The sequence below is a fragment of the Peptacetobacter hiranonis genome, assembly GCF_008151785.1.
Classification (GTDB): domain Bacteria; phylum Bacillota; class Clostridia; order Peptostreptococcales; family Peptostreptococcaceae; genus Peptacetobacter; species Peptacetobacter hiranonis.
The window spans coordinates 630,680-647,551 of record NZ_CP036523.1 but is presented as its reverse complement, the minus strand read 5'-3'; the positions used below and the strand labels follow the sequence as shown (position 1 = coordinate 647,551).

Annotated in this window: 17 protein-coding genes and 1 other RNA gene; 1 reads left to right on the top strand and 17 read right to left on the bottom strand. The window is 31.4% G+C overall.

The genetic code is table 11. The features are described 5' to 3' along the window. Positions 1 to 14 precede the first annotated feature (14 nt). The 17 genes from KGNDJEFE_RS03230 to smpB all read right to left on the bottom strand — a co-directional run bounded on the left by KGNDJEFE_RS03230 (position 15) and on the right by smpB (position 15,541). On the bottom strand, positions 15 to 1,361 hold the full coding sequence (locus KGNDJEFE_RS03230) for a PTS sugar transporter subunit IIC (RefSeq protein ID WP_148881786.1): 1,347 nt from the start codon (positions 1,359 to 1,361) through the stop codon (positions 15 to 17). A gap of 191 nt (positions 1,362 to 1,552) precedes the next feature. Beyond that, positions 1,553 to 1,873, bottom strand: coding sequence for a PTS sugar transporter subunit IIB (locus KGNDJEFE_RS03225; protein ID WP_006439778.1), 321 nt, complete (start codon positions 1,871 to 1,873; stop codon positions 1,553 to 1,555). Positions 1,874 to 1,886: 13 nt separating this feature from the next. Then, positions 1,887 to 2,207, bottom strand: a complete 321-nt coding sequence (locus KGNDJEFE_RS03220) for a PTS sugar transporter subunit IIA (protein WP_040410362.1) — start codon at positions 2,205 to 2,207, stop codon at positions 1,887 to 1,889. Between the two features lie 85 nt (positions 2,208 to 2,292). After that, positions 2,293 to 2,892 (bottom strand): RDD family protein, encoded by a 600-nt coding sequence (locus tag KGNDJEFE_RS03215; RefSeq protein ID WP_006439776.1) that lies wholly within the window; start codon positions 2,890 to 2,892, stop codon positions 2,293 to 2,295. Between the two features lie 36 nt (positions 2,893 to 2,928). Continuing rightward, entirely contained in the window at positions 2,929 to 4,824 is a 1,896-nt protein-coding gene (locus tag KGNDJEFE_RS03210) for a BglG family transcription antiterminator (RefSeq protein WP_006439775.1), read from the bottom strand. 462 nt (positions 4,825 to 5,286) lie between these two features. Further along, the gene (gene nagE / locus KGNDJEFE_RS03205; protein ID WP_211350705.1) at positions 5,287 to 6,726 is read right to left on the bottom strand and encodes an N-acetylglucosamine-specific PTS transporter subunit IIBC; all 1,440 of its coding nucleotides are present in this window, start codon (positions 6,724 to 6,726) and stop codon (positions 5,287 to 5,289) included. A gap of 126 nt (positions 6,727 to 6,852) precedes the next feature. Beyond that, positions 6,853 to 7,341 carry a PTS sugar transporter subunit IIA gene (locus KGNDJEFE_RS03200; RefSeq protein ID WP_006439773.1) on the bottom strand — a complete coding sequence of 163 codons (489 nt, stop codon included), beginning with the start codon at positions 7,339 to 7,341 and terminating at the stop codon, positions 6,853 to 6,855. 18 nt (positions 7,342 to 7,359) lie between these two features. Beyond that, complete coding sequence (gene licT / locus KGNDJEFE_RS03195; protein ID WP_006439772.1) at positions 7,360 to 8,241, bottom strand: BglG family transcription antiterminator LicT; 882 nt, start codon at positions 8,239 to 8,241, stop codon at positions 7,360 to 7,362. 322 nt (positions 8,242 to 8,563) lie between these two features. Continuing rightward, the gene (locus KGNDJEFE_RS03190) at positions 8,564 to 9,052 is read right to left on the bottom strand and encodes a hypothetical protein (protein WP_006439771.1); all 489 of its coding nucleotides are present in this window, start codon (positions 9,050 to 9,052) and stop codon (positions 8,564 to 8,566) included. Positions 9,053 to 9,180: 128 nt separating this feature from the next. Beyond that, a complete protein-coding gene (locus KGNDJEFE_RS03185) occupies positions 9,181 to 10,419 on the bottom strand; it encodes an ADP-ribosylglycohydrolase family protein (RefSeq protein ID WP_006439770.1) in 1,239 nt (412 codons plus the stop codon). 191 nt (positions 10,420 to 10,610) lie between these two features. After that, positions 10,611 to 11,888 (bottom strand): hypothetical protein, encoded by a 1,278-nt coding sequence (locus KGNDJEFE_RS03180; protein ID WP_040410361.1) that lies wholly within the window; start codon positions 11,886 to 11,888, stop codon positions 10,611 to 10,613. After that, positions 11,878 to 12,828 (bottom strand): glycosyltransferase family 2 protein, encoded by a 951-nt coding sequence (locus KGNDJEFE_RS03175; RefSeq protein ID WP_006439768.1) that lies wholly within the window; start codon positions 12,826 to 12,828, stop codon positions 11,878 to 11,880. The genes KGNDJEFE_RS03180 and KGNDJEFE_RS03175 overlap by 11 nt, the downstream gene beginning before the upstream one ends. A 10-nt stretch (positions 12,829 to 12,838) precedes the next feature. Beyond that, positions 12,839 to 13,246: a GtrA family protein gene (locus tag KGNDJEFE_RS03170; RefSeq protein WP_006439767.1), complete on the bottom strand. Its 408-nt coding sequence runs from the start codon at positions 13,244 to 13,246 to the stop codon at positions 12,839 to 12,841. A gap of 174 nt (positions 13,247 to 13,420) precedes the next feature. Continuing rightward, a complete protein-coding gene (locus tag KGNDJEFE_RS03165; protein ID WP_040410360.1) occupies positions 13,421 to 13,858 on the bottom strand; it encodes a COG2426 family protein in 438 nt (145 codons plus the stop codon). Between the two features lie 159 nt (positions 13,859 to 14,017). Beyond that, a complete protein-coding gene (locus tag KGNDJEFE_RS03160) occupies positions 14,018 to 14,389 on the bottom strand; it encodes a VOC family protein (RefSeq protein ID WP_006439765.1) in 372 nt (123 codons plus the stop codon). 193 nt (positions 14,390 to 14,582) lie between these two features. Continuing rightward, positions 14,583 to 14,932: a transfer-messenger RNA gene (ssrA, locus tag KGNDJEFE_RS03155) on the bottom strand. 153 nt (positions 14,933 to 15,085) lie between these two features. Then, positions 15,086 to 15,541, bottom strand: coding sequence for an SsrA-binding protein SmpB (gene smpB / locus KGNDJEFE_RS03150; protein ID WP_006439764.1), 456 nt, complete (start codon positions 15,539 to 15,541; stop codon positions 15,086 to 15,088). Between the two features lie 270 nt (positions 15,542 to 15,811). Between smpB and KGNDJEFE_RS03145 the strand changes: the two genes are divergently transcribed. Beyond that, positions 15,812 to 16,633, top strand: a complete 822-nt coding sequence (locus KGNDJEFE_RS03145) for an AIM24 family protein (RefSeq protein ID WP_050754648.1) — start codon at positions 15,812 to 15,814, stop codon at positions 16,631 to 16,633. Positions 16,634 to 16,872 lie beyond the last annotated feature (239 nt).

Sequence of the window (16,872 nt, the reverse complement as noted above, 5' to 3'; positions counted from 1 at the left end):
TCATCTCCTAAATCTTATAGATCGTCGAATGATAGGTCATCTAATGATATATCTTCATCATCTTCTTCAACATTACTCATTTCTTCCTGTAAGTACTGTTTGTCTAGTATTTTTATGAATGGCATGTATATGAATACACCTAATACTAGAAGTGCCGCCTGTAGTAACGCACCTGCCCAGTTTGTAGCAAGGAATCCTGATATTACAAGTGGTGTTGTCCATGGTATATTAACACCTGAACATATTGGAACAAAGTTCATCGCCATTGCAAAGTATGATATTACTATGTTTATAGTTGGCACTAATATGAATGGTACTAACATAGCAGGGTTTAAAACTATTGGTAAACCGAATAGTATTGGTTCATTTATTCCGAATATACCTGGTACTAATGACATTTTACCAAGATTTTTTATACGTTTTGATTTACAGAATAATAACATTGCTATTACTAGTGATAATGTTGAACCTGCACCACCAAATGTTGCAAATAAATCCTGGAACTGCTGGCATATTATGTGATGTTCTCCAGCTACGTTTCCTGCAGATAGAGTCTGAAGTATTGGGTTGAATACCGCACCAACAACAGATCCACCATTTACTCCGAAGAACCAGAATATATGTAAGAATATGTAAGCTATTACCATTGCTCCTAAAGTATCTCCTAAGTTTAGAAGTGGAGTCTGTAAGAATTCGAATATTATCTGGAATACGTCTGTTCCCATGTATCCGAATATTAAGTTAACAGCAAAGAATATTGTCATAACTACTGCTGCTGGTATTAAAGCTGCGAATGATTCCTCAACTGTTGGAGGTACACCAGCTGGCATTTTTATTGTCCAACCTCTTTTTTCAACAAATGTATATATATGTACTGATATGAATGCACAGAATATACCAACGAATATACCTTTAGCTCCTAACCATCCTAGAGGCACACCAGTTAAACTAACTGCCTGAGCAACACCATTTACATCAACTTCACCAGTTACTGTATATGGCATTATTAAGAACCAAGAAACTAATGCTGTAGCAGCACCGAATAATTTATTCGTACCTAATTTTTCTGCAAAAGAATACGCAATACCCATAACTGCAAATACTGCCATTATTGTGAATGTAGCGTCTGCTGGTTTTGCTATATAACTTGCTAAAGTCCGTCCAGTTGCCTGATTTACAACTGTTCCTTCAAGAAATTCTATCCATGCTGGGATAGGGAAGTTTGCTATTAATAGGAATATAGATCCACCTATTAATAGAGGTGTTGATAGTAAGAAACCATCACGAATCGACATTAAGTATTTGTTACGTCCTATAGCTTCTGCTAAAGGCATTAAAACTTTTTCAAGTTTTTTCATCATAAGCCTATCTCTCCTTTTTAATTTTTGTGTTTTGTTGTTTTGATTTTTGTATTTTGATATTGTTTTTAATTCTTAGTTTTGCTACTTCATTTTACTTTTTTAACTTTTGTGTTTTTTCTTTTTAATTTTGTGTTTTGATGTTTTGTAAACTGTGATATTACTTTTATTTAATATTAATTTTTATTAATTAATTATTTGTTTGATTTTATTAATTTTATAGCTGTTTTTAAAACTTTTTCTCCGTTCATCATACCGTAATCTCCCTGATCTATAAGAGCTATTGGTACATTTAATGAACCGTACTGTTCAACTATTTCTTCATACATGAATTTTATCTGAGGTCCAAGAAGTATACAATCTGGACAGTCATTTTTTAATATATCTCCCATCTGTGGGTAAGGGAAAGCTGCAACTTTTATTGGTAATTTGTGGCTATCTGCTACTCCCTGCATTTTACTAGCTAACATACTAGTTGACATTCCGTTACTGCAAAATAAATAAACTTTTTTCATTTTATATATCCTCCTATTTTTCTAACGCTGCTATGCGTCTATTTAACTTAATTATTTCTTCTGCCATAAGTTTAGCTGTTTCAGCTGCCATTAACTGGTCTTCGGCATGCATTAATAATATATTTATATTTACTGCTTCTCCTGCAGCTTCTTTCTGTATTAAGCTTGCGTGAGCTTTATGCCCTTCTAAGAATACTTTCTGTCCTTCTTTTATCAATTCTTCAGCTTTTTCAAACTCACCTTTTCCAGCTAATTTCATAGCCTCCATATAATTTGATTTAGCAGTTCCTACTGCTGATATTATCTGAAAACTTATTAATTCTAATTCATTCATTAACTTTACCTCCACTTTCTATAATACAATTATACTAGGCAATTGATTTCCTATGTCGATACTCACATTTCCTAAACTTAGGAAATTATTTACACATAACTACTCTAGTACTTCCTATGTAGTCGTGAATTGCCTTGTGATCTTTAGTAAATATAACCATACCAGCACTTACAACGCATATAGCTAAACCAACATACATTAATCCAGATACTATATCTATACCTGTTAATAATGTAAATATCTGATGCCATATAGCACTAGCTGTTACTAAAGAACCTTCTACTACTATTATTCCTACTAACTGTCTTAGGAACATATTCTTAAAAGTAATTTCTTCTTCATTATCCTTTACTATCTGGATTTTACATATTTTTTTACCTAAAGTCTGTCCCTTAGTAATCCATGTTGGGACTACTACAAAGTAAAATAAAGCAAACACAAAACCTAAACATCCTGCTATCAAACCATAAGGCTTAGGAAATTCTAATATATTCTGTTTAAGCATACTTCCAAAAAGCTTCTGAGAAATCATAGCTATTGGAAACGCTGTAGCAAGACCACCTAAATACCAATCTATTAAATAACTTAAAAATCTTCTTGTTAAAGGTACATCTTCGTACATTTTTTTAGGGCTTTTATCTATCTTTTTAACCAAGTTACTACTTTTCTTATTTTTCTTACTCATATTTCCTCCTATATAATTTCCACGTTTATAATATTTTTACTCTAATACTTCTTTCATAAAATCTTCGTAATTATTTACTGCTAAAAGTCTAGCCAATTTTTTAGAATCTGTCACCGTATTTGATAGCCATTCAAAGAATATCTTTAATAAGCTATTATCAGTATCCCTTATTCCAAGTAGGATTATCAGTCTTACATCGAAATCCCCCCATTTTACTGGCTTATCTAGCACCATAACTGAAAGGCATGACTCTTTTGTAGATACCTCCATTGAGTGAGGCACTGCAAATCCATATGAGAATGATGTCGCCGACATGCTCTCTCTTCTAAACACATCTTCTTTGTATCTCTCATCAGCCAAATCTTTTTCCACTAGCTCGTTGCACAATTTGTTTATTATCTCATCTGATGACTCATATGTTTCATGAACATGGAATAAATCCTTTCTAATCATTTTCTTTACAAGAATTTTAAAATCTGCGCTATATCTTTCCTTATCAAGCTGATTTAAAAGTTGGAAAATTCTACTTTCATCTTCATAATTTAAAAATAGACTAATCTGTATTGTAGGTACATCCAAATTATGCTTAATCTGCAAAGTAGTTATTATAAAGTTTGGTTCATATTCCATAACCTGACTTTCTTCAAAAAATGTAAACATCTTAACTACTTCCATTCTATCTCCAAAACGACTGTTTAATTTTTCAATACATGGTTTTGAAAGCATCTGATTATGTGGCATAATAACAACTGCTCTATATTTTTGCACACTGTCTATTCTTTCATAAGCAGCTCCAAGATGAAGCGCTAAAAACTCAATCTCTGGCTCATCTATTACATATCCTGTAAATTTTTCTATAACCTTAGCTGAATGTATCGCCATTTCAAATACTAAAGGATATTTACGTTTTATTTCCTTTAAGTATAAATTTGTAACATCCACCTTATTTCTCTGTCTTTCTATAAGTGACCGTATATGTGTCTCAAGTCCTACTTTTAAATCCCAGTCCTTAGAAAAATCAACCCCGAAATACTCGGCAATCTGCTCAATTAACCGGTCTATAAGTCTTTTAACATCTTCCTTATTATTGTTTGATTTTCTATAATCTCCTGAGCTCTTCCCTAAAAGGAGAAGTGAAAATCTCTTAACCTCATCGTCTACTATTTCAATATCTAAAAGCTTACTCACTCTTTCAAAGAATTCATAAGAAACGTGATACTCTGTACTTTCCACAAGTCTATCATCTATATCACTTGTAAGGTAGTTATGATTTATAATTCTCTCTATCGCTACACCAGCATGCATCATAATCATCGGGAATGTAGTCTCTCTTATCTTATAATCGTACTTTTCACATACTTCTTCAAAAATATCTTTTATGGCAAGAAGGTCAAAATCTGTCCAAAAATCCGCTATAGAATTTAAGTTCATAAAATTACCATGAGTTTCCTCTGTTAGAAGATATTTATATAACTTTCTCTTGTCTATCTCCTCACCCTCAAGTCTAATATGATTCTTAGATCTAATAAGCTTTAAACTAGGATAATTCTCTATAATCTTTCTTATCTTTTTTAAATCGTTGTCGATAGAATATCCACTTACGAAAACTCTCTCCTGTAGCTGAATTAAATTAATCTCTTTATTTCTAAAAAGAAGCTCCTGAATAATCCAAATACATCTCTCATGAGAAGTTTGAGGAACTATTTCCTTAACCTCTATATCCTGCTTAGCCAAAAGAATATCGTCTATATGATACCCCGCTCTCCTATTAGACTCTATTAACTGACAATCGTAATATTTATTTATAGATTCAATATCTGAGCGAATAGTACGATCCGTAACATTAAGAATCTTCGCAATCTCTTTTCCAGTCATCCAATTATTTGAATCACTCAGTATATTTATAACATTCATCTGCCTATTACTCAGCATATCTCATCTTCCTTTCCTAAACTTTACTTTTATTAGTTTTTTTTATATTTTTACAATACTTTTGCTAATTTTTATATTGTTTTTTACTATTTTACTAACTTTTTTTATTTTAATTACTATATTAATAATATACTAATATCCTTTCCTAATCTACTATTTCTATTTCCTAACAGACAGGAAAATTCCTAACTCATTAGGAAAATTGCCAAAAAGCAATCAACCGAAGGTTTTTGTACAAAACTGAAGATATAAGAGTCTATTGCAAGTCTTTGCATATAGTACTAACTTTTGCAAAAAATAAATAGCCACCTTAACTCGACAATCTGGAGACGACTCGTAACATATAAATGTGTTACACATATGGACGAGTCGTCGAAGCCTGGAGAACAAGGTGGCTATTATTTTTTGCACGAAAAAAGAGCTACTGCAAAAATTGCAATAGCTCTTATATCAAAGTTTTATTTATTTGCAAAGTTTTTTGAATTCATCAGCAACGAACTGAACTTTTGTTCCTATTATAACCTGTACAGAAGTTTTACCTGGTCTTATAACACCAGCTGCTCCTGAAGATTTTATTTTAGCTTCGTCTACTTTTGTACTATCTTTAACTTCTAATCTTAATCTTGTTATACAGTTGTCTATAGATGTTACGTTTTCAGCTCCACCTAAACCTTCTAATATAACCTGAGCCATAGCTGTGAAGTCGTTGTTATCTAAAACTATAGCTTTTTCTGCTTCTACAGTATCTTCTTCTCTACCTGGAGTTGCTAAGTTGAATTTAACTATAACGAATCTGAATACTACGTAGTATACAGCACCAACTACTAAACCTATTCCTAATAACCATAATGGGTTTAATGCCATTGGAGCTTTGAAACTTAAGAACCAGTCAACGAACCCTGCTGAGAAGTTGAATCCAGCTCTTACTGGTAACATTGCACAAACTGTCATTGATATACCAGTTAATAAAGCGTGAACTACGTATAATGCTGGAGCTAAGAACATGAATGAGAATTCAAGAGGTTCTGTAACACCTGTGAAGAATGAACCAACTGCTGCAGCTAATAATAATCCGTAAACAGCTTTTTTCTTGCTATCTTTTGCAGTGTGGTACATAGCTAAAGCACCTGCTGGTAAACCAAACATCATAACTGGGAAGAATCCTGTCATGTACATACCTGTTACACCTAACTGACCTGTTCCACCCCAGAAGTTACCGATATCATTTATACCTGCAACGTCGAACCAGAATACTGAGTTAAGAGCGTGGTGTAATCCAGTTGGTATAAGAAGTCTGTTGAAGAATCCGTATACACCTGCACCTACTCCACCTAAAGATATTATTCCTTCACCAAATGCAACTAGTGCATTGTAAACTGCTGGCCATACGAAGAATAATATAGCAGCTGCTAACATTGAGCAACCTGAAGTAACTATCGCAACACTTCTCTTACCACTGAAGAAAGATAAAGCGTCTGGTAATTTAGTACCTTTGAATTTATTATAGCAAGTTCCACCTATAAGACCAGCTAAGATACCTATGAACTGAGTCTGAGTTTTAGTGAAAGCTGCTGCAACCTGATCTTCAGGTATACCTTTGAACATAGCAACAACTGCTGGAGAAAGTAATGTAGTTATCATTAACCATGATACTAGACCTGCAAGACCTGCAGTACCATCGTTATCATCTGACATACCAACGGCTACCCCTATAGCGAATAAGATACCCATGTTATCTATAAGAGCTCCACCTGATTTTAATAAGAATGCTGCTATTACGTTATTAGCACCCCAACCACTTGGGTCTATCCAATAACCTATACCCATGCATATACTTGCAACAGGAAGTGCAGCAACTGGTAGCATTAAAGCTTTACCTAGTTTCTGTAAATATTTCATCATAAGAAATATTCTCCTTTCATGTATAATTTTTTATTATTTCAGCTCTATTTTTGAGCAAAATAGACATTTTTAATACTCTAAATCTCTTTGATTTAAAGACTTTTTTATTTTTATAATTGCTTTTAACTATTTTTTAGTTATTTTTATTATTTCATCGCCTATGCTAACTGGACCGTACTCTGTTGGTTCAACTGATTCAAAAGCATCTGGGTTACAAACAAGTACTGGGCTTGTTATATCGTATCCAGCTTCTTTTATTTTTTCTGCGTCGAATTCTACTAAAAGATCTCCAACATTTACTTTCTGTCCAACTTCTACATGGCTTGTGAAGTGCTGTCCCTGTAGGTTTACAGTATCTAATCCTATGTGTATTAGTATTTCAGCGCCATCTTCACTTAATATAGAAACAGCATGTTTTGTAGGGAACATTATTGTTATTTCACCAGCTACTGGAGCTACTACTCTACCTTCAGCTGGTTTTATTCCTACACCTTTTCCTAACATTCCACTTGCGAAAGTAGGATCGTTTACTTCTTCTATTGCTATTGTTTCACCGTTTATTGGAGAAACTAATTTACAAGAGTTATCTTTTTTACCAAATAATTTTTTAAACATCATTACACCTCAAAATTCTTAATTTTCATCCTCTATTGTAGAAACACGTCTTATATGCACCGCAAGATATACAAGTTCTTCATTTGATATCCTCTGATTATACTGTTCTTCTATATAATCCCTTATTTTTAGTGCGCACTTAAATTCTTCAGGATATTTTGTTGCTATCATTTCTGCAAACACATCGTCAGAATCTTTTAACATCTCTCCCATAAATATCCTTTGTGAAAGGAATTTCAGATGTGTAATAAGTCTTGAATAATGTAAGCTTTCTTCATCTAGTTGTATATCAAAAGTATCTGTTACTATCTTTAGTATATCTCCTATAAGAGTAGTGATTTTTAATGCATCGTTCATCTCTGTATTGTACTCAGCATTTACTATATGAAGTGCTATATTAGCTGCCTCATCTTCACCCATTTCCACACCTAGTTTTTCTTTTATTAGGTTTACAGCATATTCTCCAATTATATATTCTGGATTATAAAAATGCTTTACTTCCCATAAGAGAGGATTACTAAATTTCATACCATTTTTAAATCTATACACTGAAAAGTTTATGTGATCTGTCAGAGTTATGTATATGTTCTGATTTAATCTCTTTCCAAGTGTACGTTTTGCGTAGTTTATTATGTCATTAGACACTTTAAAATGCTCGATAGGAAGCTCTTCTATTAAACGTTTGAACTTATCTATTGCAGATTTGCCATTCATCGTGAATACCTTTTCCACCTTAGACTTGTCTATCTCGTCGCCTTCTTTAGCTTTAAATCCTATTCCTTTTCCCATAACGATAATCTCTTTATTCTTTTCATTACATGAGCATACAAAGTTGTTATTTATCACTTTTGTAACTTTCATAAACATTCCTTGCCTTTCCAGATATAATATTAAATCCACATCATACTATTATATCTTAAAAATAATAAGATTATCATAAGAATAAAAAAAAGACCCAACTTTATACAATACACCTATAGTGCATTCTATAAAATTCGGTCTTGCCTGCTCTACCAGTAACACTCCAAATTGTCATATCCATTTTTAACTGTTTATAGGATAACATTTTCACATTTTAGTGTCAAGCATTTTGAGCAATTTTTTTCAAATTTTTTTCTAATTTGATTCAAGTTCTTCTTATTATCTTCATTTATATTATAGTTGGCACTTTTTAATATTTTATATTGTCCAGTATTTAATATATATCTAAGTTTTTATTGTTCTATTTTTGGAATAGAAATTTTTCAAATCGATCTACTTCTTCTATAAATTCATTTACAGTAGATACAAATGAGTTGACTATACTCTGAGAATTAAATTTAACTACTTCGTTTTTTATCATTTCAAACTTGTAGTTTTTATTTACCCCTATTCCCTGACTAATATTTTTTCCAGAGTGTTTTTGTGCATAGTAGTCGTTTCTTTCATAAATCATATTTAAAAATATGTCTCTCTCAGCTTCGTTATTTATATATATTTGCTCATCCAAATCTATTACTATGCTGGTAAATGTATCCTTACCCGTATGTATCGAAGCAGAGTATGTTAATCCTCTGTATTTATTTATAGTCGATACCAAAATTATACCATTACTGATTCTTAATCCACAGTTTTCCACACCATAGCCATTTATTATATCCACTATTTTTTCAGCCATAAGTTGATTGTCATCGATATTTTTATTCTCTATTGTATCTACCTTTTTTAGCATAATTTAATCACCCTTTTGAATAAATTTTGTGTTTTTACATTTAAAAAGTCTGTAGCATAATACTACAGACTATATTAATTATATCAAATTCTATTTATTTTTTCATTCTGCTTTAGAAAATATCGTTATTATCTATATACTTTCTTTTTCTTCATTTCATCTAATAAGACATAAACTGTTCCATCATCTACGCATTTGTCTACAGCTCCAGGATTAAATATTTCCTGTCTTACAATGCTAGTAAGCATCGCTCTTAAAAGATATACTCCAGAGTCGGCTGCATTTTCTCTATATAAATCAGAGTCCATTTCTATGTTGTGAAGGTCTAATGTATCTATATATGCCTTATCTGTTATCTCTGGAAGGTGAGCTGTATTTATAAGTCTTTCAACTTCTTCTGACATCTCTGGCTGATTAAACATAAACATAGGAACTGGTCTTCCTGTATCCTCTTTAATTCTTTCTTTGAAATATTTTATGTCGTCAAATATCTTATCATATGCCTTTTTTCTTTCATTTCTTCTATACATTACAATATATGTGTAATCAGTTATCCCTCTTTTTAAATCATCAGGAATATAAGTAAGGACAAGCTCTTTTGCTTTTTCATCTATTCCGTAGTATGCTTCTGCAATAGATCCTGTAATTGCAGCTATTGTATCAGTATCTCCACCGATTGTAACAGCTTTAATTACAGCATCCTCAAAGTTTTCACTTTCTAAAAATGCCGCCATAGCCTGAACAACAGCTGTTTCACATAGAGCATCTCTCTTCATTATATCTACACTTCTGTATTCTTCTACAGATTTGGATAGGTCATATCCATATTCTTTTTCTATGTATTTCTTTATCGCTTCTTTTTTGCTACCATTTCTAGCTAAGAAAATTGCACTCGCAATTGCCTGTGCCCCTTTTATTCCTTCTTCACTATTGTGTGTAACTTCAGCAGTTAGCCTTGCATATATATCCACTTCATTTAGATTGTTTGCTAGCCATCCAACAGAAGATACTCTCATAGCAGATCCGTTTCCTATACTTTCGTAAGGCTCTGGCTTTTGAGAAATTAGCCAATTGCTAAATAAAGTTCCATATCCAGCAGTTATGTGGCTTCTTCCAAACATCTGCATATTGTATCTTAGGCATAGTTTTATTTCTTCTGCAGGTTTGTCAAAAGTCTGAGAAAGGGCTTTTCCAACAGCTACAGTCATTACTGTATCGTCGGTAAATATTTCCCTAACTCTTGGATTTATTTCTATTCCTGTTTTGAATAGCTCATCGTATTTTTTCTGTACTTCTTCGTATTTAGGGATTGTTAGACCGAAGTCGTATCCATTTCCTAGAATATCCCCAATTATTGCTCCTAACATTTTTTTCACTCCTTGCTTTTAGATAGAGGTTCTTAAATAGGTGTGTATTCTACTTTTTCGTTGAAGAATTTATCTATTTTTCTATTGCCTCTATTGAATATAATAAGGTTTTCTTTGGCTCTAGTAAAGGCTGTATATATTAATTCATAAAAAAAGAAGGATACAAATGTATCCTCCCTCTATTCTTTATTTTAAGTTGTTCGTTTCTTATACCTATCAAAATCTATCGTATACAATATAAATGACAATATTGCAAAGCACGAAACTGTTAAGTTTCTGTATGTAAACCAGAAATGTATAAATGCATGATTTGTCATTACAACATAATATACTATTGGATAGAATGCAACTAATAACGTTGGAAGCATATTAATAGAGTTTTTCTTCTTCATAATTATGAAGAAAATCAGCGCTATTACAATAATTACTAATATTAATTTTATATTTAAACCCTCTATATATTTAGAAACGTTTTTTATTATTACATCTATTTTACTTATACTAACCTCATTTACTTGGCTAGATGTTCTAGAAAGTACCTGATCTAAAGCATTAGTTATAACATTCTTTTTGGTTATCAACTCTGCAATAATCCATTTGCCAGACCAAGTCATAATATATCCCATACTCCAACTAAATGATTTACTTATAATTTCAACTGTATTTTTCCCTATACTATTCTCTTTTAATTCCAAATAACTGTATACTATAAGAGAAAATCCTAGTGTCATAATTGGAGCTGTCAGTAAATCAAAGAAACTTGTAAATGCCCCTACTAAAAAGAAAAATACATACATTAAATCTTTTTTCATAATTTTTTTGCTAAACATAGCCAATAATACTATTGATATCATTGTCACATAATAAAGAGATGAAAATTGCATAGACATAGGAACAATTATTATCATAGACATAAGCATGGAAACTACAAATGCTATAGCCGATCCTGCACCTATTTTTTCTTTTAATAAATATGTTGCTATCATAAATAATCCCATTATCCCAAACATATTTATATATCTTATTTCTTCATAATTAAATACTTGTAACAATGGTCTCAAAAATACTTGATATCCATGCCAATATCTAGTGTATTCATACTCCTCTGTTTTCTCACCTCTGACAACACTAAGCAGATTTTCCGCTTTGTCTTCTGAGTCTTCATTAAATTTATAATAACAACTCATAGCACTATCAATAGGTGTTTTTCCATCAATTCCCATAGCTATAGTTAACATCCATGAATCTGTAAAGTTATCCAATTGTGCTTTTTCAGCATTCAAAATTACTCTTGGGTATACACCTTCTTTTTCTATAGTCTGAGCTGATTCATATACATGATTTACAATTCTTTTATTATTTAAAGAATATGACCGAGTCATAGCTCCTGTAAATACAGCCATTAAAACTACATAAAGTACTAATATAATTCCTACCTTTTTTGAAATAAACTTTAATTTATCTTTCATCATTTTTTTCCTTTTCACTCAATATATTAAGAGAGATTTCATAGAACTGATTTACATATTTTTTAGCAGTATCTAGGATTAATGCGCACGCAAGCATGACCAATGACGATGTTATAATTCCCATAGATACAATTAATGTTGGGAATCTCATAACTAAACCTGTTTTAAAATATTCTAATAATACAGGTATAAATAGCAATAATCCTACTAAGAATAATACAGCTGATATTCTTCCAAAGAATGATAATGGTTTATAATCTTTATATAATTTCAATATTGTTTTTAAAACTTTATATCCATCGCTGAATGTATTTAATTTAGATTCACTTCCATCTGGTCTATCTCTATATGCTATAGGAACTTCTTTTATTAAGAAGCCTTTATCTAAAGCATGTATACTCATTTCAGTTTCTATTTCAAATCCTTTTGATAATACTGGGAATGATTTTACAAATCTTTTATTGAATGCTCTACATCCTGTCATTATATCTTTTATATCACTTTTAAATATTCTATTTATAAGTGTTCTAACTAATTTGTTTCCAGTATTGTGGAATGGTCTTTTATTTTCTGTGAAGTATGTACTAGATAATCTATCTCCTATAGACATATCAGCTCTTCCATCTAGAATTAATTTTGCTACTTCATAAGCATCTTTTGCAGGATATGTATCGTCACCGTCTACCATTATGTAGCAATCAGCATCTATATCTCTAAACATACTTCTTACAACATTACCTTTTCCCTGTTTATATTCTCTTCTAACTATTGCGCCTTCTCTTTTAGCGATTTCGTATGTATCATCGCTAGAATTGTTGTCGTAAACATAAATATCTGCTTCCGGTATTACATTTTTAAAATCCCTTATAACAGAAGCTATTGTCAATCCTTCATTATAACAAGGAACTAAAACTGCTATTTTTTTTGAATTTTCTCCCATTAATTTCCTCCTAATTCGTTTTTTTCTTAAAAATTATTAATTTACTAAATATAAAGTTTAATACAACCACAACAATATTTGTGATTATCTTTACAATAAAATCATTTATGCAAAAAATTTCAACCATTAGGTATATTAAAACTATTTCCGTCACACCTGATACAATTCTACAATTTATAAAGGATAGAAACTCCTTTATTAAAAACTTTATCTCTACGTTTTTCACCTCAAAAACAAAAAATTTATTTGTCACATATGCAAATATTACGGCAAAAAACCAAGCTATTACATTTGAAACTAGGTAATTAATCCCAAATGCCCTCGTTGCTATAAAGTATGTACCCAAATTTACTATTGTAGATAATACTCCAAAAAAGAGATATAATATCCCTTCTTTATATTTTCTTAATCTTTCCAAAACATCACCTTTTCACGTTTATTTTCATATTAAAATCATAAATACTCATTTCAATATACAATATATTTTCTTCATTTTCAATACTGTATTATTATTTAAAACACATTTCATAAAAAGAGGATAATTATAATAGCATCCTCTTATAAAATCTATTTTTTATTAAAAATCAAATGATTATATTATATGCATAGAAATTCCTGTTACAATTACACCAGCCATCATATTTCCTAATACAATACCAATAAACGCATCTCTAATTCTCATATGTAAAATTGATGCTATAGCTGATGCTGTCCAAGATCCTGTAGTTGGAAGCGGAATTCCAACAAATAGTATAATCCCTAAAACTGAAGCACTTTTTAGTTTTTTCATAGATGCTTCTATTTTGTTATCTATTTTTTTTGATATGTTCTTTAAAAATGAAATACCTCTTATAAAGCTAAGTATATGCCTAAATGTCAATATAAGTGGTATTGATATCAAGCTTGATCCAATTACACTTGCTGCATATACTCCAAGAGGATCTAGATTCATTGCAATTCCTATTGGAATTGCTCCTCTAAGCTCTGTAACAGGCATCATTGATAGAAATAATATATTTAAATAATCCAATTTTTTCTCTCCTTACTTAATACTTCTTTTTAACCTTCTTTTAAAGTATATCATATGAATTCAATTTCTCAAAAAAATACTACCACATTTAACATATGCGGTAGTATTTTTCTCTATTTATATTCTATTTTATTAACTTATATCAAAGCCAATTGTTTATTACATATGACTTGGTATTATTTCAACCCAGTAGTTATCAGGATCCGCTATAAAGTATATTCCCATAGCTTCATTTTCAAAGCATATACATCCCATTTCTTTATGAAGCTCATGTGCTGCTTCAAAATCGTCAACTCTTAATGCAAGGTGGAACTCATTATCACCTAGGTTGTATGGTCTATCCCAGTCTCTTAACCAAGTAAGCTCAAGGTCGTGAGGAGTCACTCCATCTCCAAGATATACTATTGTAAAGCTTCCATCTTCTGATTCTATTCTTCTAGTTTCTTTTAGTCCTAGTGCTTTTTCATAGAACTCTATACTTTTCTGTAAGTCTAATACGTTTATGTTATTGTGTGCAAATGAAAATTTCATAATTTCCCTCCAAATTTTAGTTTTTCTTAATTATACCATTATTTTTTAGAAGGTGTGGAGTATATTTTTCTTTTTTAATAAATCCTTTACATTTAAAATTGAGTTACAGTTATTCTACAAATAGCAAAAAATAAAAAATACTGACCTTTGAAAGTCAGTATTTCCAATATTTCCACATTTTTAATAATCTAATTGGTGGAGATGAGGGGAGTCGAACCCCTGTCCGAAAGCTCTTTCCCCGCTGCTTCTACGTGTGTAGTTGTCTCTTTATTTATCTCGTCTCAAGTATAGCCGAGCAACAGGCGATGCTATCAACCAGCCACAATTAGTCCACTTTTAGTCGCGGCATCCAAAAAGTAGTTCCCTGCATAGATGATGTCCAGTCTTAACCGGCAGGAGGGTTAAGAGGGACAAGCTGCAATTAGGCAGCTAATGCGTAATTATCGTTTGCGTTTATTTTAAGTTCCCCAGTTTTTACGTGACCCAGAGTAACACGACACGCCACCTCAGGTGCTAAACCCCCGTCGAAACCTTTACACCCCCTTATTGTATAAAGAAGCAAATGCTCTTGGAAGTAAATCGGTTATTACACAAACTATAATTAACTTTTAAAAGCCAAAAGCTTTTATTTATATTAAGTATTAATATACTTTAATGTAAGTATATTATACCACTAATCATAAAAAACACAAATAATTAATATTTGCCAGTCATTTCTCTTTCTATACGTCTCTTAGCATCTTTCTTAGCAAGATCCTGACGTTTATCGTATAATTTCTTACCTTTTGCTAGAGCTATTTCAACCTTAACTCTACCATTTTTTAAGTACATACTTAGCGGAACTAATGAGTATCCCTTAACAGTAGTTGCACCGATAAGTTTTCTTATTTCATGCTTATGAAGAAGTAGTTTTCTAACTCTAAGAGGATCGACATTGAAGATATTTCCATGTTCATAAGGACTTATATGAACCTGCTTCATAAATACTTCGCCATTATCAACTGAGCAGTATCCTTCTTTTAAATTGACTCTACCCCGTCTAATAGACTTAACTTCAGTTCCTTTTAATTCTATACCACATTCATAAGTTTCCTCAATAAAGAACTCATGTCTAGCTTTTTTATTTGTTGCAAGTACCTTTACTCCTGCCATATCTTCTCACCTTCTTCACAAAATACTTTTAAGATAACTTATACTATATCACAACAAAAAATTTGTGTCAATTATTTAGACAAATTTATTTTTAATTAAAACTAACCTATAACTTATTTTAAAATTTTTTCAAAGAAAAATAAAAATCTTTATCATAAAAACAAAATATTATATAATTAGAGTATAAATATTGATAGAATTTTCAGTATTTATTTTACTAATTTTTTAAACAAAATTTATTTTTCCAAACTCTTGAAAGGAGATGATTCTATGGATTTAAAAGAAAAAATGAAAGTTATTGAAAGTGTAAGCGACGGTGGCTCTACTTTTGAAGTTCTTGAATTTGATAATTTAGACGGAGCTTCAGATCCTGCAATGGCTATGGCACTTTATTTTGCAAAACAGTCTGGCTTAAGATCTAGAATTGTGAGAGTTAAATTAAACAACTCATCTGTAAAAACAGAAGCTGGTGCTCTTTACTACTCTAAAGGAAATCTTGTATCAGATGCCAAAATGGGCGGCGTTGGAGGATTTTTCAAAAAGGGAATCTCTGGTGCACTTACTAGCGAATCTCTAGTTAAACCTTCATACAAAGGAACTGGTGAAATCTACCTAGAACCATCTTTTAAACACTACTATATAATGGAACTAAAAAACGAAACAATAATTATAGATAAAGGTGTATTCTACTGCTGCTCTGACTCATTAGAATTAAAAGCTGTTTCTCAGAAAAATGTATCTTCAGCAATACTTGGTGGAGATGGAATATTCCAGCTACGGGTTTCTGGAACAGGAGTACTTATATTAGAATTATCAGTTCCTAAAAACGAAATCGTAGAATACGAATTAAATGGAAGTGAAGAATTAAAAGTCGATGGAGATTTCTCATTTGCAAGAACTGCATCTGTTAATTTCTCTGTCACTAAATCTCAGAAATCATTATTCAAATCTGCAATGAGTGGTGAAGGATTCCTTAACACTTACTCTGGAACAGGAAAAGTTTGGCTAGCTCCAACTTCTTCAATCTACAGAGAATTTGGATATGGATTTATGCCAGGAAACTCAGGAATGGATAATAATGAAATCGATTAAATCAAAATTTACCTATTCTATTGTTAATATGCGAAACATAGTAGATATAGACAAACTTCTCTCCAACTTCGACGCGTGAGCAAAAAATAGTTTTGTTTCTATTAAAATACGCGTCTGCAGATTGTCGAGTGCGTTTTGTCTATATACTACTATGCTACATATTATCAATATTCTTGGTAAACTTTTGATTTTACGTATGGTTAAAAAGAAAGTAAAATTGTAACAACTTAAATAAAAAG

Coding starts and splice junctions, on each gene's coding strand:
- KGNDJEFE_RS03230 (WP_148881786.1), bottom strand. CDS start 1,361: ATGATGAAAAAACTTGAAAAAGTTTTAATGCCTTTAGCAGAAGCTATA.
- KGNDJEFE_RS03225 (WP_006439778.1), bottom strand. CDS start 1,873: ATGAAAAAAGTTTATTTATTTTGCAGTAACGGAATGTCAACTAGTATG.
- KGNDJEFE_RS03220 (WP_040410362.1), bottom strand. CDS start 2,207: ATGAATGAATTAGAATTAATAAGTTTTCAGATAATATCAGCAGTAGGA.
- KGNDJEFE_RS03215 (WP_006439776.1), bottom strand. CDS start 2,892: ATGAGTAAGAAAAATAAGAAAAGTAGTAACTTGGTTAAAAAGATAGAT.
- KGNDJEFE_RS03210 (WP_006439775.1), bottom strand. CDS start 4,824: ATGCTGAGTAATAGGCAGATGAATGTTATAAATATACTGAGTGATTCA.
- nagE (WP_211350705.1), bottom strand. CDS start 6,726: ATGATGAAATATTTACAGAAACTAGGTAAAGCTTTAATGCTACCAGTT.
- KGNDJEFE_RS03200 (WP_006439773.1), bottom strand. CDS start 7,341: ATGTTTAAAAAATTATTTGGTAAAAAAGATAACTCTTGTAAATTAGTT.
- KGNDJEFE_RS03190 (WP_006439771.1), bottom strand. CDS start 9,052: ATGCTAAAAAAGGTAGATACAATAGAGAATAAAAATATCGATGACAAT.
- KGNDJEFE_RS03185 (WP_006439770.1), bottom strand. CDS start 10,419: ATGTTAGGAGCAATAATTGGGGATATTCTAGGAAATGGATACGACTTC.
- KGNDJEFE_RS03180 (WP_040410361.1), bottom strand. CDS start 11,888: ATGAAAGATAAATTAAAGTTTATTTCAAAAAAGGTAGGAATTATATTA.
- KGNDJEFE_RS03175 (WP_006439768.1), bottom strand. CDS start 12,828: ATGGGAGAAAATTCAAAAAAAATAGCAGTTTTAGTTCCTTGTTATAAT.
- KGNDJEFE_RS03160 (WP_006439765.1), bottom strand. CDS start 14,389: ATGAAATTTTCATTTGCACACAATAACATAAACGTATTAGACTTACAG.
- smpB (WP_006439764.1), bottom strand. CDS start 15,541: ATGGCAGGAGTAAAGGTACTTGCAACAAATAAAAAAGCTAGACATGAG.
- KGNDJEFE_RS03145 (WP_050754648.1), top strand. CDS start 15,812: ATGGATTTAAAAGAAAAAATGAAAGTTATTGAAAGTGTAAGCGACGGT.